This window comes from Streptomyces sp. TRD_SC_5, assembly GCF_056836825.1.
In genome coordinates, this window is the sequence record NZ_JBWZZS010000001.1 from 5,142,124 (window position 1) to 5,168,348 (window position 26,225).

General features: G+C 71.1%; 14 protein-coding genes and 1 pseudogene. 8 read left to right on the forward strand and 7 right to left on the reverse strand.

All coding sequences use genetic code 11. The features are described from left to right. Positions 1-11: 11 nt before the first annotated feature. Together trxA and AC1P0E_RS23780 are read left to right on the forward strand one after the other, a co-directional pair. Positions 12-341 (forward strand): thioredoxin, encoded by a 330-nt coding sequence (gene trxA / locus AC1P0E_RS23775; RefSeq protein ID WP_482744155.1) that lies wholly within the window; start codon positions 12-14, stop codon positions 339-341. A gap of 156 nt (positions 342-497) precedes the next feature. Continuing rightward, positions 498-2,762 carry a HelD family protein gene (locus AC1P0E_RS23780; RefSeq protein ID WP_482744156.1) on the forward strand — a complete coding sequence of 755 codons (2,265 nt, stop codon included), beginning with the start codon at positions 498-500 and terminating at the stop codon, positions 2,760-2,762. A 9-nt stretch (positions 2,763-2,771) separates the two neighbouring features. Here AC1P0E_RS23780 and glgB read toward each other — a convergent pair whose 3' ends face one another. The 6 genes and pseudogenes from glgB to AC1P0E_RS23810 all read right to left on the reverse strand — a co-directional run bounded on the left by glgB (position 2,772) and on the right by AC1P0E_RS23810 (position 14,057). Next, positions 2,772-5,393, reverse strand: a complete 2,622-nt coding sequence (gene glgB / locus AC1P0E_RS23785; protein WP_482744157.1) for a 1,4-alpha-glucan branching enzyme — start codon at positions 5,391-5,393, stop codon at positions 2,772-2,774. Positions 5,394-6,027: 634 nt separating this feature from the next. Next, a pseudogene (locus AC1P0E_RS23790) lies at positions 6,028-7,473 on the reverse strand (maltokinase N-terminal cap-like domain-containing protein); the annotation flags it as partial. A gap of 203 nt (positions 7,474-7,676) precedes the next feature. Next, positions 7,677-9,398, reverse strand: coding sequence for a maltose alpha-D-glucosyltransferase (gene treS / locus AC1P0E_RS23795; protein WP_482744158.1), 1,722 nt, complete (start codon positions 9,396-9,398; stop codon positions 7,677-7,679). Continuing rightward, positions 9,395-11,383: an alpha-1,4-glucan--maltose-1-phosphate maltosyltransferase gene (locus AC1P0E_RS23800; RefSeq protein ID WP_482744159.1), complete on the reverse strand. Its 1,989-nt coding sequence runs from the start codon at positions 11,381-11,383 to the stop codon at positions 9,395-9,397. The genes treS and AC1P0E_RS23800 overlap by 4 nt, the downstream gene beginning before the upstream one ends. A gap of 317 nt (positions 11,384-11,700) precedes the next feature. Further along, positions 11,701-12,906, reverse strand: coding sequence for a S8 family peptidase (locus AC1P0E_RS23805; RefSeq protein WP_482744160.1), 1,206 nt, complete (start codon positions 12,904-12,906; stop codon positions 11,701-11,703). A gap of 212 nt (positions 12,907-13,118) precedes the next feature. Continuing rightward, positions 13,119-14,057: an SDR family oxidoreductase gene (locus AC1P0E_RS23810; protein WP_482744161.1), complete on the reverse strand. Its 939-nt coding sequence runs from the start codon at positions 14,055-14,057 to the stop codon at positions 13,119-13,121. Positions 14,058-14,184: 127 nt separating this feature from the next. On the opposite strand from AC1P0E_RS23810, the gene AC1P0E_RS23815 reads away from it, so the two are divergent. The 6 genes from AC1P0E_RS23815 (at position 14,185) to glgP (ending at position 23,814) form a co-directional block, all read left to right on the forward strand. Further along, the gene (locus AC1P0E_RS23815) at positions 14,185-15,153 is read left to right on the forward strand and encodes an AraC family transcriptional regulator (RefSeq protein WP_482744162.1); all 969 of its coding nucleotides are present in this window, start codon (positions 14,185-14,187) and stop codon (positions 15,151-15,153) included. Positions 15,154-15,385: 232 nt separating this feature from the next. Beyond that, positions 15,386-16,855 carry a 4-hydroxyphenylacetate 3-hydroxylase family protein gene (locus AC1P0E_RS23820; RefSeq protein WP_482744163.1) on the forward strand — a complete coding sequence of 490 codons (1,470 nt, stop codon included), beginning with the start codon at positions 15,386-15,388 and terminating at the stop codon, positions 16,853-16,855. Then, positions 16,852-18,276 (forward strand): MFS transporter, encoded by a 1,425-nt coding sequence (locus tag AC1P0E_RS23825; RefSeq protein WP_482744164.1) that lies wholly within the window; start codon positions 16,852-16,854, stop codon positions 18,274-18,276. The genes AC1P0E_RS23820 and AC1P0E_RS23825 overlap by 4 nt, the downstream gene beginning before the upstream one ends. Positions 18,277-18,574: 298 nt before the next feature. After that, positions 18,575-19,747, forward strand: coding sequence for a monodechloroaminopyrrolnitrin synthase PrnB family protein (locus AC1P0E_RS23830; RefSeq protein WP_482744165.1), 1,173 nt, complete (start codon positions 18,575-18,577; stop codon positions 19,745-19,747). Positions 19,748-19,759: 12 nt separating this feature from the next. Further along, positions 19,760-21,046 carry an FAD-dependent monooxygenase gene (locus tag AC1P0E_RS23835; RefSeq protein ID WP_482744166.1) on the forward strand — a complete coding sequence of 429 codons (1,287 nt, stop codon included), beginning with the start codon at positions 19,760-19,762 and terminating at the stop codon, positions 21,044-21,046. Positions 21,047-21,171: 125 nt separating this feature from the next. After that, positions 21,172-23,814 (forward strand): alpha-glucan family phosphorylase, encoded by a 2,643-nt coding sequence (gene glgP, locus AC1P0E_RS23840; protein ID WP_482744167.1) that lies wholly within the window; start codon positions 21,172-21,174, stop codon positions 23,812-23,814. A 104-nt stretch (positions 23,815-23,918) separates the two neighbouring features. Here glgP and AC1P0E_RS23845 read toward each other — a convergent pair whose 3' ends face one another. Next, positions 23,919-25,946: a M4 family metallopeptidase gene (locus AC1P0E_RS23845; protein WP_482744168.1), complete on the reverse strand. Its 2,028-nt coding sequence runs from the start codon at positions 25,944-25,946 to the stop codon at positions 23,919-23,921. Positions 25,947-26,225 lie beyond the last annotated feature (279 nt).

The window sequence follows — 26,225 nt, forward strand, 5'->3', positions numbered from 1 at the left end:
GAGAGATTTTGATGGTGCAAGCAGTGGGTGTGGATGCGGTCACGGATGCCACCTTCGACGACGACGTACTCAAGTCCGAGCTGCCCGTCCTGGTGGAGTTCACCGCCGACTGGTGCGGGCCCTGCCGTCAGCTCGCTCCCGTACTGAGCGAGGTGGCCCGGGAGGGAACCGGCCGGCTCAAGGTCGTCCAGCTCGATGTGGACGTCAATCCCGAGACGACGCTCCGGTACGGGGTGCTGTCGATGCCGACGCTCATCGTCTTCCGCGACGGTGAGCCCGTGAAGCAGATGGTCGGCGCGCGCCCCAAGCGCAAGCTCCTCCTGGAGCTGGCGGATGCGTAACCGGACCGGCCGGCAAGCTGCCGACGGGCAAAAGAAATACCCCGGGGAATTGACACCCGGGGTATTTCTCTGCGTATATTGAGCGTTTCTGCGACCTTGCTTTAAATTGGTCACAGAGGTGCCGTATGAACACAGCGTAGCTTGTTGGGAGCTGAATTGTCAACCGAGGATTTCCAGAAAGAGCAGGAATTCATCACCGGTCTCTACGCGCGCCTCGATGACCTGCGCGAAGAGACCGAAGCCACTGTGCAGAAGGCATTGACGCAGGTGGGGACCGGACACCACCAGACGAAGCTGGAGCGCGACGTGCTGGTGGCCGAACAGTCCGGGCTGCTCGCCGCATTCAATGCGGGGGAGAGCGGGCTCTGTTTCGGGCGGCTCGACTTCCAGGACGGGCGTCAGTACCACATGGGGCGCATCGGAATCCGGCAGAACGACGCCGACCGTACTCCTCTCGTTGTCGACTGGCGGGCCGACATCGCCCGTCCCTTCTATCTCGCGACCGGATATTCCCCGATGGGCCTGCGCCGCCGGCGGCACATCACCACCGAGGGCCGCACCGTCACCGCGCTGCACGACGAAATCCTCGATCTCACCGACACCACCCGCACCGGCCACGAGGGCGCGGCGGCGGACACCGTGCTGCTCGCCGCGCTGGACGCGGCACGCTCCGGGCGGATGCACGACATCGTGCAGACCATCCAGGCCGAGCAGGACCGCATCATCCGCGCCTCGCACCAGGGCGTACTCGTCGTCGAGGGTGGGCCCGGCACCGGCAAGACCGTCGTCGCGCTGCACCGGGCGGCGTACCTGCTGTACGCGTACCGGGACCTGCTCGCCCGTCGCGGCGTGCTGATCGTCGGGCCGAACCCCGCCTTCCTCGCCTACATCGGTGAAGTGCTGCCCTCGCTCGGCGAGACCGGTGTGCTCCTGTCGACCGTGGGCGAGCTGTTCCCCGGCGTCGTTGCCACCGGTGCCGACACCGCCGCGGCCGCCGAGGTCAAGGGCCGGGCCGCGATGGCCGACGCGCTGGCCCGCTTCGTACGGGACCGGCAAACCGCGCCCGACCCGGGCATCGAGATCGAACACGAGGACGGCACGCTGGTGCTGGACCGGGCGATGGCGGAGGACGCCCGGGCCGCCGCGCGTCAGACCGGACTGCCGCACAACCTCGCCCGCCCCCACTTCGCCTTCCGGATCATCGACGCGCTCACCGAGCAGCTCGCGGACCGGATCGGCGCCGACCCGTACGGCGGCCCCAACTTCCTCGGCCCCGACGACATCGCCCAGCTCGGCAAGGCCGTCGCGCTCAGCGGCGAGGTGTACGCGGCGATCGACCAGCTGTGGCCCGTGCTCACGCCGCAGCAGCTGGTCTCGGAGTTTCTCGCCGACCCCGCTCATCTGCCGGACGCGGACGCCGAGTTGATCCGGCGTGACGGCGACGAGTGGACGCCCGCCGACGTACCGCTCCTCGACGAGGCCGCCGAACTGCTCGGCCGGGACGACTCGGCGGCGCGGGCCGCCGAGGAGGCCGAGCGCCAGCAGCGCATCGCCTACGCCCAGGGAGTGCTGGACGTCGCGTACGCCTCCCGTACCTACGAGTTCGAGGACAAGCACGACGAGGAGTCCGAGGTGCTCGGCGCGCAGGACATCGTCGACGCCGAGCGGATGGCCGAGCGTCACGAGGAGGCCGACCACCGCAGCGCCGCCGAGCGCGCCGCCGCCGACCGCACCTGGGCCTTCGGCCACATCATCGTCGACGAGGCGCAGGAGCTGTCCGCCATGACCTGGAGGCTGCTGATGCGCCGCTGCCCGACCCGTTCCATGACACTCGTCGGCGACCCCGCGCAGACCGGTGACGCGGCGGGATGCGATTCCTGGCAGCAGATCCTCGACCCGTACGTCGGGAGCCGCTGGGACCACACCCGGCTCCGCGTCAACTACCGCACACCCGCCGAGATCATGGAGGTCGCGGCCGGTGTACGACGCGCCGAGGACCCCGCGTTCGAGCCCCCGGGCTCGGTGCGCTCCACGGGGACCCGCCCCCGGGCGCACGCCGCGCGGCCGGACGGCCTCGCCCGTACCGTCGCCGCAACGGTCGCGGACCTGGCCGGTGAGGAGGGCAGATTGGCCGTCGTCGCGCCCGCGGCCCTGCACGAGGAGCTCGCCGCCGCGCTGCCCGGGGCGTCGTACGGCACCAGGCCCGACCTCACCCGGCCCGTCGTGCTCCTCGACCCCCGGCAGGCGAAGGGCCTGGAGTTCGACACGGTGGTCGTCGTCGAGCCCGGCCGGATTCTCGCCGGGTCGCCACGCGGCGCCAACGACCTGTACGTCGCTCTGACCCGGGCCACGCAGCAGCTCGCCGTCGTCCACACGGGAGCCCTTCCCGAATGCCTCCGGGAAGGGCTCGCGCAAGGGTGACGCGGGTGGTCAGGCCGGCTTGAACCACACCGTCGCCAGCGGCGGCAGCGTCAGCTCCAGGCTCGGCCGGCCGCCGTGCGCGCCGCCCGGCTCGGGCTTGAGCGGCTCTGTGTTGCGTACGTCGCCGCCGCCGTACCGGGCCGCGTCCGTGTTCAGGACCTCCGTCCAGGCCGGGATCAGGTCGGGTACGCACAGCCGGTACCCGTGCCGTACGACCGGCGAGAAGTTGGAGACGGCCAGCAGCGGGCCGCTCTTCGCGTCGAAGCGCAGGAACGCGAAGACATTGTCCTCGGCGGCGTCGCCCAGCACCCAGGCGAAACCGTCGGGGGCCGTGTCCAGCTCCCACAGGGCGGGCGTGGCGGAGTACACCTGGTTGAGATCGCGGACCAGGTCGCGTACGCCCCGGTGGTCCGGCTCCGCCGAGTAGGACGGGTCGAGCAGCCACCAGTCGGGGCCGTGCCCCTCCGACCACTCCGCCCCCTGGGCGAACTCCTGTCCCATGAAGAGCAGCTGCTTGCCGGGGTGCGCCCACATGTAGCCGAGGTACGCACGGTGATTGGCGCGCTGCTGCCACCAGTCGCCCGGCATCTTGCTGACGAGAGCCTGCTTGCCGTGCACCACCTCGTCGTGGGAGATGGGCAGGACGTAGTTCTCGCTGTACGCGTACACCATCGAGAAGGTCATCTCGTTGTGGTGGTACTTGCGATGCACGGGCTCCTTGCTGACATACACGAGGGAGTCGTGCATCCACCCCATGTTCCATTTGAGGCCGAAGCCGAGACCGCCGCTGTCGGTGGGGCGGGTGACGCCGTCCCAGGCGGTGGACTCCTCGGCGATCGTCACGACGCCGGGGTTGCGGCGGTAGACGGTCGCGTTCATCTCCTGGAGGAAGGCGACGGCGTCCGGGTTGTCGCGGCCGCCGAACTCGTTCGGCGCCCACTCGCCCTCCTCGCGGGAGTAGTCGAGGTAGAGCATCGAGGCGACCGCGTCGACGCGCAGACCGTCGATGTGGAACTCCTCGCACCAGTAAGTGGCGTTGGCGACAAGGAAGTTACGGACTTCGGGGCGGCCGTAGTCGAATTCGAGCGTGCCCCAGTCGGGGTGCTCGGACCGCCGCCAGTCCTCGTGCTCGTACAGGTTCGGGCCGTCGAACCGCGCCAGCGCCCAGTCGTCCTTCGGGAAGTGGGCCGGGACCCAGTCCATGATGACGCCGATGCCGGCCCGGTGCAGCGACTCGACCAGGAAGCGGAAGTCGTCGGGCGTGCCCATGCGGGCCGTCGGGGCGTACAGGCCGGTGACCTGGTAGCCCCAGGAGCCGCCGAAGGGGTGCTCGGCGACCGGCATCAGCTCGACGTGGGTGAAGCCGAGGTCGGCGACGTACGCGGGAAGCTGCTCGGCGAGTTCGCGGTACGACAGACCGGGACGCCAGGAGGCCAGGTGCACCTCGTAGACCGAGAACGGCGACTGGTGGACGGGCCGGTCGGCGCGGTGCTCCATCCACTCCTGGTCGCGCCACTCGTGGTGCGAGGCGGTCACGATCGAGGCGTTGGCGGGCGGGCACTCGGTGCGACGGGCCATCGGGTCGGCGCGCATCGTGTGGCTGCCGTCGGGGCGCATGATCTCGAACTTGTAGAGCGCGCCCTCGCCGACGCCGGGCACGAACAGCTCCCAGATGCCGGACGAGCCGAGGGAACGCATCGGGAACCCGGTGCCGTTCCAGTAGTTGAAGTCGCCCGCGACGCGTACGCCGCGCGCGTTCGGCGCCCAGACCGTGAAGCGGGTGCCGCTCACGCCCTGGTGGTCCATCGGCTGCGCGCCGAGCGCCCGCCACAGCTCCTCGTGGCGGCCCTCGCCGATGAGGTACAGGTCGAGTTCGCCGAGGGCGGGCAGGAAGCGGTACGGGTCCTGCACCTCCAGCTCGTTGTCCTCGTACGTGACGATCAGGCTGTACTCCGGTGGCACGGCGTCCAGCGGCAGTACGCCGGAGAACAGCCCGTCGCCGTCGTCGTGCAGCGGGGTGCGGTTGCCGGCGGCCAGCACGGTGACGGCCCGGGCGAAGGGCCGCAGGGCGCGGAAGACGACGCCGGTGCCTGTGCCCTGCGTGGGGTGGGCGCCGAGGAGGCCGTGCGGGTCGTGGTGACCACCGGCCAGCAGCCGGTCCCGGTCGCTGCCTTGGAGGGCGGGGCCTTCGGGCTGCTGCTTCCCGGGCGGGTGCTTGGGCGTGTTCCTGGGCGTGGCGCGTCGCGCCGGGGTGATGGGCTCGGTGTCCTGCACGGCCTTCGCCGGGGAGTCGGGCGCCGGGGTGGACCGGGGCGCCCGCCGCGACTTGGCGGCCTTGGCCGGCTGCGCTTTCGCGCCTTCACGCGGGGACTCGGCGTCCTGGGCCGCCTTGGCCGCGGAGTCGGGCGGCCCGGCCGCCGCGGCAGGCTGCGGAGCCTGCGCGGACTTGGCGGCCCTGGGCTTCGCGGCCCTGGCGGGCTTGCGCGGCTGCGGCGCCTCGGCGGCCTGGGCCGGCTCGGCGGCCGTGGCGGGCTTGGCGCGCTTGCGGGCCGGTGCGGGCTTCTCTGCCTCGGTGGGCTTGGGCACGTTCGGGGAATCGGCGGACTTGCGGGACGGTGGACGGGGGGTCACGGGTGCGGCCTCCTCGGGAGGGTCCGGTCGGGTGCGGTGGACGGGGGGCGGTTGGCTGAATCCCGCGTCACGGGAGCGCGCGGGCGCGGTGGTCCGGCCGCGCGCCGGAGCCACAGGCGGCCACGGCCGGCCCAGGACAGCTGCGGGGCATGCGGCCCCTTGCGGCCGGGGCGGGACCGGGTGCGGCGGACCGGCGCCGCGCGGGCCCGGCGGAGCTTTCCCCCACCCCGCCCCTTCCCGTAACTGTGGCTCCGCCCCAGACCCCGGTCCTCAAACGCCGGACGGGCTGGAAACGCGCCGCGAGTTGGACGGGCCGGATGCGCGCTGCGCGCTGCGTGGGCCGGGCGGGTGGGGTGCGCCCGGCGCGCCGAAGGGGCCGGGTGGGGAAAGCAGCCGTCCGCCGTCCCGCGCGTGCGGGCGAATAGTGGTGTTGACCGGCGTGGGGTCATGGTGTCGGTCCCGGGGTGGGGTCGGTGTCCGGGGGCGGTTCGGCGGCCCGGTGGCCGGTGGTGTCCGAGGACGGCGCGGGGCGGCTGTGCGGGGGTGTCCCCGGCGGCCGGGTGGGGCCGCCGTGCCTCGCCGTCCCAGGGGCGCGGTGTGTGGTGGTCTCCGGGCGGTGGCCGGGGGTTCGGGCCGCCGGTGTCGCCGCGGCCAGGCGGTGGATGGCTGCCAGGGGGACCGGGAGCCAGTCCGGGCGGTGGCGGGCCTCGTAGAGGACCTCGTACACCGCCTTGTCCGTCTCGTACGCCCGGAGCAGTTCGGGTTCCTCGCGCGGGTCCGTGCCCGACGCCTTCGCGTACCCGTCGCAGAACGCCTCCCGGCACCGCGTCGCCCAGTCCGCGTCCCACGGCTGGTGGGAGCGGGCGGCGTAGTCGAAGGACCGCAGCATCCCCGCCACGTCGCGCACGACCGGCTGCGGGCGCCGCCGTTCCGTGAGCGGGCGCGACGGCTCGCCCTCGAAGTCGATCACCGACCACTCGCCGCCCGGCGCGCGGAGCGTCTGGCCCAGGTGCAGATCACCGTGGACACGTTGGGCCGGCCAGGTCCGCCCCACCCGGCCCCGCGCCGCGAACGCGTCGAAGGCGGTGCGGAGAGCCGGTACGTACGGAACCAGCGCCGGCACCGCCTGCGCCGCCGCGTCGAGGCGCTCGGTCATCGCCGCCGCCAGCGCTTCCGTCTGCTGCCGGCGAAGGGTCGCCGTCGGCAGCGCCACGGCCAGCGCGGTGTGCACCTCCGCGGTGGCGCGGCCCAGGGCCTGTGCGTCGGCCGTGAAGTCGTTGCCCACGGCCAGCGCCCGCAGCGCGCGCTGCCAGCCGTCCTCCGAGCCGTGCAGGAAGGGCTGCAGGACTCCGAGGGTGTACGGCTCGTACGGATCGTCGGCGTTGTCGGCCTCGTACCAGGCGACCGGCGCCGGTACCCGCTCGCAGCCCTTGCGGGCGAGGGCGAGCGGCAGCTCCAGGTCCGGGTTGGAACCGGGACTGACGCGCCGGAAGACCTTGAGGATGAACGAATCTCCATAGACGAGAGAAGAGTTGGACTGCTCTGCGCCAAGGGGCCTCGGGGTGAGGCCGGGCGGGATGACGACCGACGGGTCGCGCTCGAAGCGCAGCGCCCCCGGCGCACCGGTGGTGCGCAGCCGTTCCAGGAGCAGACCTGCCAGGCGCGGGTCCAGGAGCGCGTCGTAGACGGTGAGGCCTGCGAGGGGCCCCTCCTGGACGTGCCCGATCAGGGCGGGCGCCAGCCGCGGCGGCAGCGCGGACCGTACACCGAGCAGCAGTTGATAGCAGTCGGCCACCGGCGGCGCCGGCGGACCGTGCGTGTGACCGGCCGGCTGCTGGACGCTCACCAGCAGATGCAGCAGACCGGGGGAGCCCGAACCGCCACTGCTGGACGAGGGCAGCAACTCCGTGGCGGCGACGAGCGAGAACCCGGTGACCGGGCGTCCCTTGCCCGCGAACCACCGCTGCCTGGGCAGCCATTCGTGGAGCAGCGGCGCCAGCGAGGGGAGCAGCGCCGGGGGTGGGGCTGGAGGAGTGGCGCGGCGGGCGGCCGTACTCCGGGTGGATGCAGCCTCCGACATGGCATCGCGTCCTTTCCCCGGGCACACCACAGGATGCGCAGAGTGTCCCGGATTGCGACCGTAGCTGTCCGGGCGGTGCGTGGGGTTCTCCCCGCAGCCGAAACGCGGGGAGTGTCGGGTCGGGGATCGTCCGTACGGACCCGATATGACGGGATGAGTGCCCACGGCGGGGCGGGGGAAACCGCCCCGCCGCCAAAGGCACTTCAGGCGCGCTTGGCCGGCGGCGGCGACGCGTCCTTGCGCAGCCGGAACCAGTAGAAGCCGTGACCTGCGAGGGTCAGCAGATACGGCCATTCGCCGATGGCCGGAAAACGCACCCCGCCGATCAGCTCGACCGGATGCCGGCCGTTGAAGGCCTGAAGATCCAGTTCCGTCGGCTGCGGGAAGCGCGAGAAGTTGTGGACGCACAGCACCAGGTCGTCCTTGTACTCGCGCAGGAACGCGATCACCGCCGGGTTGGTCGACGGCAGCTCGGTGTACGAGCCGAGTCCGAAGGCCCGGTTCTGCTTGCGGATCTCGATCATCCGCCGCGTCCAGTGCAGCAGCGAGGAGGGCGAGGTCATCGCCGCCTCGACGTTGGTGACCTGGTATCCGTAGACCGGGTCCATGATCGTGGGGAGGAAGAGGCGTCCCGGGTCACAGGACGAGAAGCCGGCGTTGCGGTCGGGCGTCCACTGCATGGGTGTGCGTACGGCGTCCCGGTCGCCCAGCCAGATGTTGTCGCCCATCCCGATCTCGTCGCCGTAGTACAGGATCGGCGATCCGGGGAGGGACAGGAGCAGAGCCGTGAACAGCTCGATCTGGTTGCGGTCGTTGTCGAGGAGGGGGGCCAGCCGCCGGCGGATGCCGATGTTGGCGCGCATCCGCGGGTCCTTGGCGTACTCCGCGTACATGTAGTCGCGCTCTTCGTCCGTGACCATTTCGAGGGTCAGCTCGTCGTGGTTGCGCAGGAAGATGCCCCACTGGCAGTTGGACGGGATGGCCGGGGTCTTGGCCAGGACTTCCGAGACCGGGTAGCGCGACTCACGCCGTACGGCCATGAAGATGCGCGGCATGACCGGGAAGTGGAAGGCCATGTGGCACTCGTCGCCGCCCTTTTTGAAGTCGCCGAAGTAGTCGACGACGTCTTCCGGCCACTGGTTGGCCTCGGCGAGGATCACGGTGTCCGGGTACGAGGCGACGATCTCGGCCCGTACCCGCTTCAGGAACTCGTGGGTGCGGGGGAGGTTCTCGCAGTTCGTCCCTTCCTCCTGGTAGAGGTAGGGGACCGCGTCGAGGCGGAAGCCGTCGATGCCCAGATCCAGCCAGAAGCGCAGAGCCGAGATCATCTCCTCCTGCACGGCCGGGTTCTCGTAGTTGAGATCCGGCTGGTGGGAGAAGAAGCGGTGCCAGAAGTACTGCTTGCGGACCGGGTCGAAGGTCCAGTTGGACGTCTCCGTGTCGACGAAGATGATGCGGGCGTCCTGGTACTGCTTGTCGTCGTCGGCCCAGACGTAGTAGTCGCCGTAGGGCCCGGTGGGGTCTGCCCGGGACTCCTGGAACCACGGATGCTGGTCGCTCGTGTGGTTCATGACGAAGTCGATGATCACGCGCATGCCGCGGTGGTGCGCGGCGTCCACGAACTCCACGAAGTCGGCGAGGTCGCCGAACTCGGGGAGGACGGACGTGTAGTCCGACACGTCGTAACCACCGTCGCGCAGCGGTGACTTGAAGAACGGCGGCAGCCAGAGACAGTCGACGCCCAGCCACTGGAGATAGTCCAGCTTGGCGGTGATGCCCTTGAGGTCACCTACGCCGTCTCCATTGCTGTCCTGGAAGGAGCGGACGAGCACCTCGTAGAACACGGCGCGTTTGAACCACTCGGGGTCGCGGTCCTTGGCCGGCGTGTCCTCGAACGTGTCGTGGACGGGCTCGTTGACGATCATGATGTGGGTGACCCTCCGATCGGCGGGGACGGTCGCAGGACGACGATGTGCGCGGGCGTACGGCCCGGCTCGAGGCGCACATAGTTGGCCCTGCCCCAGTGGTAGGTCTCACCGGTGAGCTCGTCGCGCACCGGGACGGAATCGGACCAGTCGAGGCCGAGTTCCGGCATGTCCAACGAGACCGTGGCCTCCTGGGTGTGGTGCGGGTCGAGGTTGACGACGACGACAACGATGTTCGAGCCGGAGCGCTTCGAGTACGCGAGGACCGCGTCGTTGTCGGCGTGGTGGAAGTGCAGATCGCGCAGCTGCTGGAGCGCCGGGTGGCGGCGGCGCACGCGGTTGAGAGTGGTGATCAGGGGGGCGATGGTGCGGCCCTCGCGCTCCGCCGACTCCCAGTCGCGCGGCCTCAGTTGGTACTTCTCCGAGTCGAGGTACTCCTCGCTGCCCGGCTTGGCCGGCGCGTTCTCGCACAGCTCGTAGCCCGCGTACACGCCCCACGAGGGCGCCAGCGTGGCGGCGAGCACAGCGCGTGCTTCGAAGGCGGGACGGCCGCCCTGCTGGAGGTAGCCGTGCAGGATGTCCGGGGTGTTCACGAAGAAATTGGGACGCATGTACGAAGCCGCGTCGCCGGTGAGCTCCGTGAGGTACTCGGTCAGTTCCTGCTTGGTGTTGCGCCAGGTGAAGTACGTGTACGACTGCTGGAAGCCGATCGCGCCGAGGGTGTGCATCATCGCCGGGCGGGTGAAGGCCTCGGCGAGGAAGACGACGTCGGGGTCGGTGCGGTTGATGTCCGCGATGACCTTTTCCCAGAAGACCACCGGCTTGGTGTGCGGATTGTCGACGCGGAAGATCCGTACGCCGTGGTCCATCCACAGTCTCAGCACTCTCAGGGTCTCGCGGACCAGGCCCGGCATGTCGGCGTCGAACGCGATCGGGTAGATGTCCTGGTACTTCTTCGGCGGGTTCTCGGCGTACGCGATCGTGCCGTCGGCCCGGTGGTGGAACCACTCGGGGTGCTCGGTGACCCAGGGGTGGTCGGGTGAGCACTGGAGCGCGAAGTCCAGCGCGATCTCCATGCGCAGGTCCCGGGCGCGCGCGACGAAGTCGTCGAAGTCCGCGAAGGTGCCGAGGTCGGGGTGGATCGCGTCGTGGCCGCCGGCCGCCGAGCCGATCGCCCACGGCACACCTACGTCCTTGGCGGACGCCGACAGTGTGTTGTTGGGGCCCTTGCGGTGGGTGGTGCCGATGGGGTGGATCGGCGGCAGGTACACCACGTCGAAACCCATCGCGGCGACGGCGGGCAGCCGCTCGGCGGCCGTCTTGAACGTTCCGCTCTTCTGCTTCCCCCTTTTGTCGGTACGGGCGCCCTCCGAACGCGGGAAGAACTCGTACCAGCTTCCGTAGAGCGCGCGCTCGCGCTCGACGAGCAGCGGCATCTCGGGCGAGGAGGTGACCAGCTCGCGCAGCGGGTGGCGGGAGAGTGCGGCGTCCGCCTCCGGGCCGAGCGCGGCGGCGAGCCGGACGGCAGGGGGCTTCGCGGTGTCCCGCAGCGCGTCGACGGCGGCCAGGACGGCCTCCCGCCCGTCCTTCTTCGGCACGCCCGACGCGGCCCGTTCGTACAGCTCCGCGCCCTCCGCGAGTACGAGCTCGGTGTCCTGGCCCGCCGGAACCTTGATGCGGGCGTTGTGGCGCCAGGTCGCCACCGGATCCGACCAGGCCTCCACGGCGTACGTCCACTGCCCCTCGGCGACCGGCGTCACGCGCGCGCCCCACCGGTCGGTGCCCGGCGCGAGCTCGCGCATCGGGGTCCAGGGGCCCTCCCGGCCCGCCGGGTCACGCAGGACGACATTGGCGGCGACGGCGTCGTGGCCCTCGCGGAAGACGGTGGCGGTGACTTCGAACGTCTCACCCGCCACCGCCTTCGCCGGCCTTCTGCCGCAGTCGACGGCAGGACGTACGTCCAGGACAGGGATGCGACCGATCATTGGCTCACCTGGGGGCTGTGCGACCGCGGACGAGCGCGGCTCGCGTTCGGGGGCTTTCTTGGGGTCTGTCCTTTTTATCTGCTCCGTTGGCGACTCACGGGGTGCGGGCATCACCGCTCCTGTCCACGTTCACTCGGGTGGACCGACTTGGACCGACTTGTGGCGCGCGGGGGACGTACCGGAGGAGCCTTCCCTCGTACTACGGGTGCGCAATCCGGGGGTTTGCTAACTACCAGCGCGTAATCGTGGCCAAAAGAAACAGCCCCGCCTTTCGGGCGGGGCCGTCCGTATTCCGGTAATGCTTTTGTGCCGCTGAATCAGTTGTTCACCTGGAGCAGGCGGTTCGGCGTGGCGAGGCCCGGGCCCGTGACCTTGCCGCCGACCGCCTTCGCGGTCAGCGCCTTGCTCACCTCCGCCGGGGTCGCCGACGCGTGGCCGGCCAGGTACAGCGCCGCCGCACCCGCCGTGTGCGGGGCCGCCATCGACGTACCGGAGATGGACTTTGTCGCCGTGTCACCCGTGTTCCAGGCGGACGTGATCGCGACTCCGGGGGCGAACAGGTCGAGCCCCGGGCCCCAGTTCGAGAAGCTCGCGCGCGCGTCCTTGACGTCCGTCGCGCCGACCGTGACCGCTTCGGCGACGCGGGCGGGCGAGTACAGGTTCGCCGGAAGCCCGTCGTTGCCCGCCGCGACCGTGTACGTGACGCCGGCCGCGATCGAGTTGCGTACGGCCGTGTCCAGCTGGGCGTTGGCGAAGCCGCCGAGGCTCAGGTTGGCCACGGCGGGCTTCCTGGCGTTCTTGGTCACCCAGTCGATGCCCGCGATGACCTGGGCCGTCGTACCGGCTCCGGCGTTGTCGAGCACCCGTACGCCGACGACGCCGGCCTTCTTCGCGACGCCGTACTGCCCACCCGCGACGGTGCCGGCGACGTGCGTGCCGTGGCCGTTGCCGTCCTGGGCGGTGGCGTCGTTGTCGACGAAGTCCCAGCCGCTGCTCGCCCGGCCGCCGAAGTCCTGGTGGGACGTGCGGATGCCGGTGTCGATGACGTACACCTGCACGCCGCTGCCGGCGCTCTCGGGGTACGTGTACGACTTGTCCAGCGGGAGGCCGGGCTGGTCGAGCCGGTCCAGGCCCCAGGCCGGATTCGCCTGGGTGCTGTTCAGCGACACCTCGGTGTCCTGGACCACGGAGGCGACGTTCGGGTCGGCCGCGAGGCGCTTGGCCTCCGCCTCGTCCGCTCTCACCGCGTAACCGTTGAGCGCGGTGCTGTACGTGTGCTTGATGGTCGCCCCGTACTGCTGCGCCAGGTCGCTGCCGGCCTCGGACGGAGCCTTGATCCCCGATCCTGCCTTGAGCGTGACGATGTAGCTGTCGCCGACCGAACCGGGTGAACCGGCTCCCAGTATTCGCCCCTCGGCCGGGGCGGCCTGCGCGGGCAGCGTGATGGAGACAAGCACCGTTGCCGTGGTGGCAGCGGTGACGGCTCCCGCAAGGCGCAGGCGAGTATTCCGCGTTTGTGCCATGTGCTGGGTCCCCTCCTCAACTCGGCGCACGTACGGCGGGGTTGGGCCGGCACTCGCTGCCGGTCCCCCCGTGGTGCTGCCGCAGACGGCCCTGGGCAGCGTCTCGTGCGCTGTGAAGCACTACAAGACCGCACGGCGGGTTGGAATTGGCCGTACCGCCGGTGAGGGCATTGAGGAGGTGATCACCCAGGTCGTTCGCAGGTCGTCCAGAACTAGGAGACCGGCGTCGCGTCGTCCGACCAGATCTGCCACGGCTGCCTGGCCACCCACTCGTCCACCGGCACCGGCTTCACCCGGAGCGCCTCGGCGGCGGCGCCGTCGTCGCCCGCCATCAGGCCGGGGCCCGCGCCGCTCGCCATGTAGTGGTAGATGCCCGCCACACCGGCCGCTGCCTCCGGGCCGACGACCTGCGCCAGTCCCTCCTCGAAGACGTGCGGCGGCAGCGGCACGTAGTGCACGTCGCGGCCCAGCCCCTGCGCGAACGCCTCCGCGAGCTCGTCGCCGGTCAGGGTCTGCGAGCCGCCGATGTCCAGCGTGCGGCCGTCGACACCGTCCACGGTGAGCGCCGCGTACACGGACTCGGCGAGGTCCCGGTGGGAGATCCACGCGGTCCTCGTGTCGACGGGCAGGGGGTAGGCGAGTAGGCCGTCCTGCGCCAGTGCCGGGCCGTTCCAGGGACTGAAAAGGTTGTCGAGGTAGACCGGCGGCCGCAGTACGACCAGCTCGACACCGCTCCCGCGCAGGCCCTCCCGCAGTACTGTCTCGGCGAGCCGCCGGGTCTCGAAGGCCGCCACATTGGTGGAGGCCTCGGGGACGCGTGTGTTGGCGTTGTAGACGACCCTGCGCACTCCGGTCTCACGAGCGGCACCCGCGATGTTGCGCGCGTACGTCCCGACCGTCTCGGCGTCGTACACGAGCGGCATCACGACCGAGGCGTGCGTGGCGCCCTCGAAGAGGTTGCGTACGTCGTCGGCGTTCGCGAGGTCGCCGGAGACGAAGGCGGCACCCGCGAGGTCGGGGCGCTCGCTCTCGGGCTTGCGGGTCAGTGTGCGGATGCGGTGCTTCCGCTCGGCCAGCAGGCGGGCGACGGCGCCGCCCTGGAAGCCGGTCGCCCCCACGACCGCGACCCGCATCGGAATGTGATCGGACATGAGTGTGTAGAGCCCTTCGATAGGGTGAGGCTGTTGCCGTGAACGGTCTTTCCAGGCTGGCGGCGGGGGCTTAGGCCGATCAATTAACAAACCGGGGCGAGGGTTGAGGGATCGTCCAATGGACGGCATGGAACGAGCAGGCCACGACGGCCACGAAAGCGACGAAGGCGACGATCTGCTCAGCGAGCTGCTGAAGCCCTTGCGTCTCACCGGCGTTTTCGACAGCCGCTGGCACGTGAGCGCACCCTGGGCGATCGAGGGGGACGCCGAGCAGAGTTGCGCCGTACTCCACTACATCGTGGAGGGCGGCTGCTGGATCAGCGGCGAGGGGCAGACGCCGCTCGAACTGAACGCGGGTGATCTCGCCGTCTTCCCGACCGGGATCGCGCACCGGCTCTCCGACCGGCCGGACCGGCAGGGAGTGCCGCTGCGGGCCGTGCTGCCCGAGCGGCAGCCCGGTACGTCCGGCGAGATCAGGATCGAGGGCGGGGGGCCGGAGAGTCGGCTGCTGTGCGCGGGGCTGCACTACGACGCGAGCGCCGCGACCGGGCTCTACAAGGCGCTCCCGTGGGCCCTGGTGCTCGACGGTCCGCAGGTCGCCGCCGAACCGCTGCTCCGGGACACGCTGCGGCTGCTGGCGGCGCCGGACCGGCCCGTCGGGCCCGGCGACCGGCTCATTACGCTGCGCGCGTTCGAGATGGCGCTGGTGCTCGCGCTCCGGCCGCTGCTGCGGGAACTCGCGGACAACCCGGCCGCGCTGCCGGTACTCCGTCACCCCGGTATCAGCAGGGCCATGGTGATCATCGCGACCCGGTTCGCCGAGCCGTGGACGATCGAGTCGCTGGCCCGGGAGGTCGGCATGTCGAGGTCGGCCTTCACCGCCGCCTTCCGCAGCCTCGTCGGGGACGCGCCGGCCCGGCACCTGACGGGACGCCGGATGCAGGAGGCGGCGCGGCTGCTGGGGGAGACGACGGTGGCGCAGTCGGCGGTGCCGCAGCGGGTGGGCTACCAGAGCTCGGTGGGCTTCCACCTCGCGTTCCGCAAGTGGTTCGGGACGACACCGGGGGAGTACCGGATCGCGGCGGGGGTGGCGTAGGGGGTGGGCTGCTGTTGGGGCGGGCCGGGGGCACGGGGGCTTGCCCCCTCACGCGGCGGCAGCCGCAAAATGTCACAGCGGGAAGGGGCGGGGTGGGGAACAAGCCCAGCAGGGCCGCCGTCCCGCGCCACGGACTGGCCGGTTCATAAGGACCGGTGGACGGGTGTTCATTGCCGGGGCGGGCACGGCCAGACAGGCTCGGCAGCGGCAGTGCCGTTCCGCATGAGGAGAAATGGTGACGAGGTCCGGTCAGGATTATCTGGAATCGCTGCGAGACGGCCGAGAGGTGTGGCTGGACGGCGAACGCGTCAAGGACGTCACCCGGCACCCCGCCTTCCGCAACACCGCGGGATCCATCGCGCGCCTCTTCGACCTCGCGCACGACTCCGCGCACACACCCGTGCTCACCTCGGACGGTGTGCACCGCGCGTACACGATCCCGCGATCGTACGAGGACCTGGTCGCCCGCCGCCAGGCCCACAAGGTGTGGGCAGAGGCAAGCTTCGGCTTCCTCGGCCGTACGCCCGACTACATGGCCGCCGGCGCCGCCGGCTTCGCCGCGCTGCCCCAGGTGTTCACCACGGAGTCGTTCGACGGGGCCCCGAACGCCCTCGCCTACCACCGGCGGCTGGCCGAGGGCGACCTCTATCCCACCTTCACCATCACCAATCCGCAGATCGACCGCACCAAGTCCGCCTCCGAGCAGGAGGAGGACGACCTGGTGGTCCGCGTCGTCGCGGAGCGGGACGGCGGGATCGTCGTACGCGGCGCCAAGATGATCGGCACCGGCGCCGTCTTCGGCAACGAGGTCATCGTCGGGACGATCGAGCCCCTCGCCCCGCAGGACGTCGAGCACGCCGTCTGCTTCTCGGTGCCGATCGACACCCCGGGGCTGAAGTTCCTGTCGCGCACGTCGTACGAGGCGCAGGCGCGCAGCGTCTTCGACAACCCGCTCTCCTCCCGCTTCGACGAGAACGACGCGCTGCTGGTCTGCGAGGACGTCTTCGTACCGTGGGAGAACGTCCTCGCCTACCGCAACGTCGACGCGAGCTTCAAGATGTGGTGGCAGACCCCGGCGTACGTCAACTTCGTGCACCAGGCGGCGACCCGCTTCTGGACCAAGATCGAGTTCCTCACCGGTCTCGCCATCCTCATCACCAAGGCCAACAACACCTACAGCCTGCCGCCCGTCACCCAGGCCATCGGCCGGCTGATGGGGAAAGTCGCGCAGGCCAAAGCCTTTGTGCTGGCCGCCGAGGCCTCGTACGAGAACGTCGAGGGCGGGCACGGGGTCAAGCCCGGCAAGGAGATCTCCTTCGCGCAGCGCATCATGGCCGGCGAGCTCTACCCGCAGGCCGTGCAGGAGATCAAAATGCTCGCGGGCGGCGGCGTCATCCAGCTGCCCGCCTCCGCCGAGGATCTGCTGCACCCCGAGCTCGGGCCGCTGGTCAGGAAGTACATCCGCTCGCCCGGGCACCCCGCCGAGGACCGGATCAAGCTGCTCAAGCTGGCCTGGGACGCGCTCGGTTCGGAGTTCGCCGGACGCCATGAGCAGTACGAGCGCTTCTACCACGGCGCCCCGCACATCTACCTGATGCAGCAGGTGTGGGAGGGCGACACCGGAGCGTGCGAGTCCCTCGCGCAAGCCTGTCTCGACGGATACACGCTGGGGGCGGGGCGCGAGGAGCGCTCGGCACTGTGAAGGGCTCTCCGAAGGCCGCGCTCGCGCTGCTCGCCTCCACCCAGCTGCTGCTGATCATGGACACCGCGATCATCAACGTCGCACTGCCCTCGATCGGTGAGGACCTCGGCTCGGGCTCGGCGGGACTGTCGTGGGTGGCCAACGCCTACCTCATCACCTTCGGCGGGCTGCTGCTGCTCGGCGGGCGCACCGCCGATCTGCTCGGCCACCGGCGGCTGTTCGTCGCCGGGCTGGCCCTGCTCGCCGCCGCTTCCGCCGTCGGCGGGATCGCCACCACCTCCGGCGCGCTGATCGCCGCCCGCGCCGTCCAGGGCGTGGGCGCGGCGCTGGCCGCGGCCGCCGCGTTCGCCCTGCTGCTGATCCTGTTCCCGGACGGCCCCGGGCGGCACAAGGCGCTCGGCGCGTTCGCCGCGATGGGCGGGCTCGGCGGCGTACTGGGAACCGTCTTCGGCGGGGTCCTCACCGACCTGCTCGGCTGGCGCTCCACCTTCTGGCTCAATGTGCTCGTCGGGCTGCTGCTCGGCGTACTGGCCCTGCGCCTCCTCGACGGCGGTACGCGCTCCGCCGAGCGCGGCTTCGACCTCGGCGGCGCGCTCACCGCCACCGGCGGCCTCGGCCTGATCGCGTACGCCCTCGTCGGCGCCGGCGAGGCGGGCTGGACCAGCGGGCGGACGCTGGGCGCGGCAGGCGCCGGAGTGCTGCTGCTCGTCGCCTTCGCCGTACTCGAAGGGAAGATCGCGCGTCCGCTGGTGCCGCCCGCCGTACTGCGACGGCCCGCGCTGCGGCTCGCCAATGTGCTGAGCGCGCTCGCGCAGATGGCACTCTTCCCGATGTTCTTCCTGGTCAGCCTCTATCTCCAGAGCGTGCTCGGTTACTCGCCGCTCGTCGGCGGGCTCGGGCTGCTGCCGCTGTCGGTCGTCGTCGTCGCCACCGCGCCGCAGACCGGGCGCCTCATCGCCCGGCTCGGTCTGCGCTCCACGATGACGCTCGGCTTCGCACTGCTCTTCGCCGGTACGGCCTGGCTGGCCCTCGCGCTCGTCGCCGAAGGCACCCTCCTCACCACCGTCCTCGCCCCCAGCCTGGTGCTCGGCGTCGCGCTGCCGCTCGTCATGGTCACCACCAACGTGGCCGCGACGGCCGAGGCGTCAGCCGAGGAGACGGGGCTCGCCTCCGGGCTCATCAACACCAGCCAGCAGTTCGGCTCGGTGCTCGGCCTCGCCGTCCTGGTCGCCGTCGCCACCGCCGTCACGGACGCGTCCTCCAGCGCCGCCGCCACGGCCGACACCGCCGGCTTCAGGGCCGCACTGCTCGTCGGCGCCGCCTTCGCGGGCGTGGCCGCACTGCTCTCCACCCGGTTGCGCCTCCCCGCGGCCGCGGACCTCCCGGTACCCCGGGAGCAGGTGGAGGACGCCGTGAAGTGAGGCCGTGGCGGGCGGCGTTGAGGGGCGCCGCCCGCCCGCGCGCGGGACTCGCCGCGCTCCGGTGCGCCCCGGCGTGCCGTACGGACGGGCAGTGCTGCCCCGCGTACGGAACGCCCCGGCGCCGTCCGGGCACCACGCGCCGGCCGGCCACGAGCCGCCGCCGCGACTGATCCGGGGCCGCCACCACGGACCGCACCACCGCACTGCGCAAACCTCCGCCGCGCCCACACCGCAGCGGACCACGCCGTCGGCCGCACCGCATGGCATCCACCGAATCCACGGCCCGAAGGGGCATTCCATGACCACGCACCTGACGCACCTGACGCAGCTCACGCACCTGACGGACCCCGCCGACCTCGTCGCGCCCGGTCTCGACCGGTTCAGCGAACCGCGTTACCGGATATCCGAGATACGCCAGGCCGACCCACTGGCCGCCGACCCGCTGCTCGCCGTACTGCCGGCGATGAACCGCGACGCCGACGTGCCCGCGCTCACCGTCGCGCTGCGCACCCTCCTGCCGGTCCACGCCACCGTCGACCGTTGGAGCGTCGTCGAGTCGCTCGCCGCGATGCGCGACCTCGGCATGATCCTCGGCTCCCTCAAACGGCACGGCGTCGAGCCGCTCGGCGTCGTCCCCGAAGCCCTGCCCGTGCTGGAGGCGCTGGGGCGGCGGACCGACATGGTGCCGCGCGACACCGTGCACCACTACACGACGTGGAACCCCATCGGCGTACGCCAGCGCATGTACACGGGCGAGGAGATGGAGGGCAACCTCCAGGACGCCGTCCGCATGGTCTTCCCCAGCCTCGCCGCCTCGCTCGACACCTGCGCCGCGCTGGCCCGCCTCGAACCGCACGACCCGGGCTTCGCCATCGCCCTGGACCGCACCGCCCAGCACGTCCAGTCCATGGTCGACTCCATCGACTTCACCGTCGCCAACGTCTCGCCGGTCTTCTTCGCGCAGATACTGCGCCCGTACTTCGAGGAGATCGACGTCGCGGGCAGCGACTACCTCGGCCCGGCGGCCGCCCAGGTGCCGCTGTGGCTGGTCGACCTGACGCTGTGGCAGTGCGACCACAGCGGCCCGGAGTACGACGCCTTCCTCGCCGAGTCGGTGCAGTACTCCCTGCCTTCCTGGCGTGACTTCTACGCCGCGCACAGCGGTGGCACCTCCGCGGTCTCCAAGCTGGCCACCGCCATCGACTGGGAGAACGCGGACCGGCTGTCCCCGCAGCTCGCGGCCGCCGCCGTCTCCCTCACCCGCGTACTGCGGATCCTCAAGACCTTCCGGGCCCGCCACATCGGCATCGCGCGCAAGGCGTACAGCGAGGACGTGCGGCTGTACGAGGTGGGCTCCGGCGGCGCCCCGATCGAGCTGCTGCGCTCCGTGCTCGACCTGACCCGGGACAACGAGACCCTGGTGCGCCGCGCCACCGCCCGCCGGCGCGCCCCGGTCGCCTCACACGTCTGAAGGACTCCCCCCATGACCCACATCCTGATCGCAGGCGGAGGCATAGCCGGGCTCACCGCCGCCCTGAGCCTGCACGCGGCCGGCTTCGACCGGATCACCGTGGTGGAGGCGGCGCGCGAGATCCAGCCGGTCGGCGCCGGGCTGAACATCATGCCCAACGCCGTGCGTGAACTCGACGCGCTCGGGCTCCTCGGCGTACTCGAGCAGCAGGCCGTACGCACCCGCGAGCTGCGCTACTACCACTGCTCCGGCGGCCTGATCTCCCGCGAGCCGCGGGGTCTCGGCGCCGGCTACCACTGGCCGCAGCTGTCCGTCCACCGCGGCCACCTGCAACTGACGCTGGCCGACGCGGTACGGGAACGGCTGGGCCCGGACGCCATCGTCGGCGGCGTCCGGGTGTGCGGTGTGACCGTGCGGCCGGACGGCAGGCCGCACGTACAGCTGGAGCACCGCGAAGACGGGACGCGCGGGCACGCGGCCCTGGAGCCCGACGTACTCGTCGGCGCCGACGGCATCCGCTCAACGGTCCGCGCCGCGCTCGACCCGGGCAGCGGAGAGCCGCCGTGGAACGGCATGCTCGTATGGCGCGGCACCTCGCGGATGCCCGCCGAGCGAGCGGGTTCCTTCATGTTCGTCGCGGGCTCCGACCGGCAGAAGGCGGTCGTCTACCCGATGACCGAACCGGACCCGGAGACGGGGGAAGTGCTGGTCAACTGGGCGCTCGCGATGACCGCCGACTCGGTCGACGACGCCTCGCGGGGCGACTGGAACCGGCCGGTACCGGTCGGCAAGTTCCTGCGTCACTACGAGGGCTGGCAGTTCGACGGCGTCAGCGTCCCGGACGTACTGCGGGCCACCGACCGGGCGTTCGAATACCCCATGGTGGACATCGACCCCCTGGAGCGCTGGAGTCACGGCCGTACGACGCTGATCGGCGACGCGGCCCACGCCATGTACCCGATCGGGTCCAACGGCGCGACCCAGTCCATTGTCGACGCCCGCGCCCTCGCCCACGCCATGGCGCTCCACGCCGACCCGGCCGGGGCACTGGCGGCGTACGAGGCCGAGCGCAGGCCCGCGATGACCGAACTCCAGCGGGCCAACCGGCGGCTGGGACCCGAGGTCGTCATCAATCTGGCGCACGAGCGGGCGCCGGACGGTTTCACCGACATCGACGAGGTGATCCCGGCCGGGGAACTGGCGGCGATCGCCGCCACGTACGCGGCGACCGGGGCCTTCGACCCGGCCACCGTCAACCTGGGATCGCCGTACGACGTCGGGGTGCACGCCCTGCGCTGATCCTCAGCGCCCCCGTGCGCCGTGGTTGCGGAGGGCGGGGTGCCACTACCTTCGTGAGGGAAAGGCCGGACACACACCGCCGTGCGTCCGACCCGGTTCGTATGTCCCCTGCGAAGGTGGAACACGTGAAGGCCATTCGTCGATTCACCGTGCGCCCCGTTCTCCCCCAACCTCTACGACCACTCAGCGACCTCGCCCGCAATCTGCGATGGTCCTGGCACACCGAGACCCGCGAGCTGTTCCAGGCCGTGGACCCCGAAGGCTGGGCAGCCTGCGGGGGTGATCCCGTACGGCTGCTCGGGGCCGTACCTGCCGGGCGGCTGGCCGAGCTGGCCCAGGACCGGCGGTTTCTGCGCAGACTGACCGCCGCGGCAGACGACCTGGACGACTATCTGCGCGGCAGGCGGTGGTACCAGTCGCAGTCGCCCACCCCGGAACTGCCTGCCGCCGTCGCCTACTTCTCACCCGAATTCGGAGTCACAGCGGCTCTGCCCCAGTACTCGGGCGGCCTCGGCATCCTCGCCGGGGACCACCTGAAGGCCGCGAGCGACCTCGGCGTACCCCTCATCGGGGTCGGACTCCTCTACCGCCACGGATACTTCCGGCAAAGCCTGTCCAGAGAAGGCTGGCAGCAGGAGCACTACCCCCTCCTCGACCCCAACGAACTGCCCGTCTCCCTGCTCCGGGAGGCCGACGGCGCCCCCAGCCAGGTCGCGCTGACGCTGCCCGGCGGGCGGTCCCTGCGGGCCCACATCTGGCAGGCGCGGGTCGGACGCGTACCACTGCTGATGCTCGACTCGGACGTCGAGGAGAACGCGGCGGGGGAGCGCGACGTCACCGACCGGCTGTACGGCGGCGGCAGCGAGCACCGGCTGCTCCAGGAGATGCTGCTCGGCATCGGCGGGGTGCGGGCGGTCCGCTCGTACTGCCGCCTGACCGGCCATCCGGCCCCCGAGGTGTTCCACACCAACGAGGGGCACGCCGGCTTCCTCGGCCTGGAGCGGATCCGGGAGCTGGCGGGCGAGGGGGTGGAATTCGACCCCGCGCTGGAATCGGTGCGGGCCGGAACCGTCTTCACCACCCACACCCCGGTCCCGGCCGGCATCGACCGTTTCGACCGCGAGCTCGTCGCGCGCCACTTCGGTGAGTCCGGCGAACTGCCGGGCGTCGACGTCGCACGCATCCTCCAGCTCGGCATGGAGACCTACCCGGGCGGCGAGCCGAACCTCTTCAACATGGCGGTGATGGGTCTGCGGCTCGCCCAGCGCGCCAACGGCGTCTCCACGCTCCACGGCGCGGTCAGCCGCCAGATGTTCTCGGGGCTGTGGCCCGGCTTCGACCCCGAGGAAGTACCGATCACCTCCGTCACCAACGGCGTGCACGCACCGACCTGGGTCGCCCCCGAGGTCATGCGCCTCGGGGCGCGGCAGATCGGCACGGGCCGCGCCGAGGACGCCCTGTCGGTCGGCTCCGTCGGCGGCTCCCAGCGGTGGGACGCCGTCGCCGACATCGCGGACGCCGACATCTGGGAGCTGCGGCGCACCCTGCGCGAGCAGCTGGTCCAGGAGGTACGGGACCGCCTGCGCGCGTCGTGGCGCCAGCGCGGCGCGGGCGACGCCGAACTCGGCTGGATCGACGAGGCGCTCGACCCCGACGTCCTGACGATCGGCTTCGCGCGCCGGGTTCCCTCGTACAAACGCCTCACCCTGATGCTGCGCGACCGCGACCGCCTGATGGAGATGCTCCTCCACCCGACCAGGCCGGTCCAGATCGTGGTGGCGGGCAAGGCGCATCCGGCGGACGACGGCGGGAAGCGGCTGGTGCAGGAGCTGGTGCGGTTCGCGGACGATCCGCGCGTACGTCACCGGATCGTCTTCCTGCCGGACTACGGCATGGGCATGGCCAAGAAGCTCTACCCCGGCTGCGACGTCTGGCTGAACAACCCGCTGCGTCCGCTCGAAGCCTGCGGGACGAGCGGCATGAAGGCCGCGCTCAACGGCTGCCTCAACCTGTCGGTGCTCGACGGCTGGTGGGACGAGTGGTTCGAGCCGGACTTCGGCTGGGCGATCCCGACGGCCGACGGCGCGGCGACCAACGAGGACCGCCGCGACGAGCTGGAGGCCAATGCTCTCTACGAGCTGATCGAGCAGCGCGTCGCGCCGCGCTTCTACGACCGGGGGCGCGGCGGACTGCCCGACCGCTGGATCGAGATGGTCCGTCAGACCCTGGTCCGGCTCGGCCCGAAGGTGCTGGCGGGGCGCATGGTGCGGGAGTACGTCGAGAGGCTGTACGCACCGGCCGCCGAGGCGCACCGCGCCATGCTCCCGGACGCGGCCCGCGAGCTGGCCCAGTGGAAGGCGCGGGTGCGCGCCGCGTGGCCGCAGGTCGCGGTGGACCACGTCGAGGCGACGGCGGCGACCCCGGTCAATGGCACGGCGGAGCTGGGCTCGACGCTCGTCCTGCGCGTACGCGTCGCCCTGGGCCGCCTCGGCCCCGACGACGTGGAGGTGCAGGCGGTCGCGGGCCGGGTCGACCCGGACGACGCGATCGGCGAGGCGCAGACCTTCCCGCTGAAGCCGGCGGGCGGCCCGGACCTGGAAGGGCGCTGGATGTACGAGGGCCCGCTGGCCCTGGACCGCACGGGCCCCTTCGGCTACACGGTCCGGATACTGCCGTCCCACCGCCTGCTGCCGCACAGCGCGGACCTGGGCCTGGTGGCGCTGCCTACGGAGGCGACGGGGGAGGGCGCGGGCGTACTGATGCGCTGACGGCCCGTACCGGCACATGGAACAGCCCTGCGGGAACGGTGGTCCGCTCCCGCAGGGCTGGTCTGTGTTCGAGGTGCCTTACGGGGGTGCTTTACAGGAGTGCTTTACGGGAACGTCACCTTGAAGCTGTTGATGTACCCGGTGTCCTGCCTCGCCACGTCCTGGACCTTGAGCTTCCAGACGCCGTTCGCCGTCTCGGACGACGCGTTGACCGTGTACGTCTCCTTGACGTTGTCCGCGGAGTCCGAGCCGCTGGAGCCCTTCAGGCGGTACGCCGTACCGTCCGGAGCCAGCAGGTCGACGACCAGGTCACCGCGCCAGGTGTGCACGATGTCCACGCCCACCTTGAGCGCGCTCGGCGCAGCACCCGTCTTGGTCGAGGTGACCGACGAGGTGACCGCCGCACCGTAGTCCGGGATGGCCACGTCGGCGGTGTTCTCGAACGACGTGCCCGTACCCGGGTCACCGCCACCCGGACGCGTCCCGACGTTCACGCCCGCCCAGGCGTCCGCCACGGCCTTGTACTCCGCGCTGGTGGTGCCGTACAGCTCACCGGCGACCGCGAGCGTCCCGGTGCGCGCACCGGCGTAGTTGGTCGACGAGCCGAACTTGGTCGTGAGCGCCTTGAACCAGATCTGCGCGGCCTTCTCCCGGCCGATGCCGGTCACCGGCAGACCGTCGGAGGTGGGCGAGTCGTAGCTGACGCCGTTGACGGTCTTCGCGCCGCTGCCCTCGGAGAGCAGGTAGAACCAGTGGTTCGCCGGACCGGACGAGTAGTGGACGTCGATGGAGCCGATGCCCGAGTACCAGGCGTCCTTGGACGAACCGTCCCTGCTCGGCTTGTCCATGTAGCGCAGCGGCGTGCCGTTGCCCCGGATGTCGATCTTCTCGCCGACGAGGTAGTCGCCGAGGTCCTTGGGGTTGTTGGCGTTGAACTCGACCGCGGCGGCGAAGATGTCGGAGGTCGCCTCGTTGAGGCCGCCCGACTCGCCGCTGTAGACGAGGCCGGCGGTGTTGGAGGTGATGCCGTGCGTCATCTCGTGCGCGGCGACGTCGATCGACGTGAGCGGCTTCGCGTTGCCGGCTCCGTCGCCGTACGTCATGCAGAAGCAGGCGTCCGACCAGAAGGCGTTGACGTACGCGTTGCCGTAGTGGACGCGGGAGTACGCGCCGACACCGTCACCGCGGATGCCGCTGCGCCCGTGCACGTTCTTGAAGTAGTCCCACGTCAGCCCGGCGCCGTACGCCGCGTCCGCGCCCGCCGTCTCGAGGTTCTGCGGTGTGCCGTCGCCCCAGACGTCGTCGGGACCGGAGAAGAGGGTGCCGGTGCCCGACGTACCGCGATTGAGGTTGTACGTCTTGTGGTTGCCGCGCCCGGTGTCGGTCAGGGTGTACGACGGGGCGGAGCCGACCGTCACCTGGCCGCTGTACTGGGTGTTGCCGGTGCCGTTGTGGATCGCCTGCCACTCGAAGATCTTCTTGCCGGTGGAGGCGTCGGTGACGACGTGCAGTTCGTTCGGGGTGCCGTCGTGCTGCAGGCCGCCGACGACCGTCTCGTACGCGAGCGTGGGCTTGCCCTGCCCCATCCACACCACCTTGCGCGGGGCGCGGTCGGCCTCGGTCTTCTTCGAGCCCTCGGCCTTCGCGGCGCCCAGTGCCTGCTTCTCCGCGACGGCGGGCGCGACCTCGGCGCTCGTGTCGACGGACTTGAGCTGCTCCCTGGAGGCCTTGGTCACCCCCTCGGTCCTGCCCGCCTTGGTCTCGGCGACGATCAAGTCACCGCCGAGGACCGGGAGTCCGTCGTACGTGCGCTCGTACCGCGTGTGAGTGGTCCCGTCGCGGTCCTGGACGACGTCGCGTACGGCGAGCTTCTCCTTGGCGCCGAGGCCGAGATCCTTGGCGGTGTCCGCCTTGGTGGCGTTGGCCTCGCGTATGAGCTCGGCGCGCTGGGCGGGGGAGAGCTTCGCGGGCAGGGCGCCGGGGTCGGCCTTCCCCGCTGCGGCTGTCTTCGGCGCGGCGGTCCGGGGGTCGTCGGCCGATGCGGTGCCGGCCTGTACGCCGACGGTGAGCAGTGCCGCTGCGGTCAGCAGAGCGCCGGTCGCGGTGGCGCGTCGTCTGGGCGTGGATCTCACGCGAACTCCTTCTGCAAGGGGGGTGGCGGGCGGCTTGGGTGGGCTGCCCGGGCAGAGCCGTGCGGAGCAAGGTGGAGCGCGGAACGGGGGAAGAGTGGCAGGAGCGAGGACCCTGTGTCAGGAGCGCGTCAAGAAGTTGGCCGGAATTCGTCCGTTGCCCGAATAGTCATGTTCGTTAAGCGGACGTTTCGCGGGCCGTTGCCGCAACGCCACCGGGGGCCCCGGCGGCGGTCCGCGACCGAAGGACGATGATGCTGCGGACCGACCGGTTTCAACGCT

Excerpts from the sequence above, each read along its gene's own strand:
- trxA (WP_482744155.1), top strand. The coding sequence starts at position 12 with ATGGTGCAAGCAGTGGGTGTGGATGCGGTCACGGATGCCACCTTCGAC.
- treS (WP_482744158.1), bottom strand. The coding sequence starts at position 9,398 with ATGATCGTCAACGAGCCCGTCCACGACACGTTCGAGGACACGCCGGCC.
- AC1P0E_RS23800 (WP_482744159.1), bottom strand. The coding sequence starts at position 11,383 with ATGATCGGTCGCATCCCTGTCCTGGACGTACGTCCTGCCGTCGACTGC.
- AC1P0E_RS23805 (WP_482744160.1), bottom strand. The coding sequence starts at position 12,906 with ATGGCACAAACGCGGAATACTCGCCTGCGCCTTGCGGGAGCCGTCACC.
- AC1P0E_RS23810 (WP_482744161.1), bottom strand. The coding sequence starts at position 14,057 with ATGTCCGATCACATTCCGATGCGGGTCGCGGTCGTGGGGGCGACCGGC.
- AC1P0E_RS23815 (WP_482744162.1), top strand. The coding sequence starts at position 14,185 with ATGGAACGAGCAGGCCACGACGGCCACGAAAGCGACGAAGGCGACGAT.
- AC1P0E_RS23820 (WP_482744163.1), top strand. The coding sequence starts at position 15,386 with ATGGTGACGAGGTCCGGTCAGGATTATCTGGAATCGCTGCGAGACGGC.
- AC1P0E_RS23830 (WP_482744165.1), top strand. The coding sequence starts at position 18,575 with ATGACCACGCACCTGACGCACCTGACGCAGCTCACGCACCTGACGGAC.
- AC1P0E_RS23835 (WP_482744166.1), top strand. The coding sequence starts at position 19,760 with ATGACCCACATCCTGATCGCAGGCGGAGGCATAGCCGGGCTCACCGCC.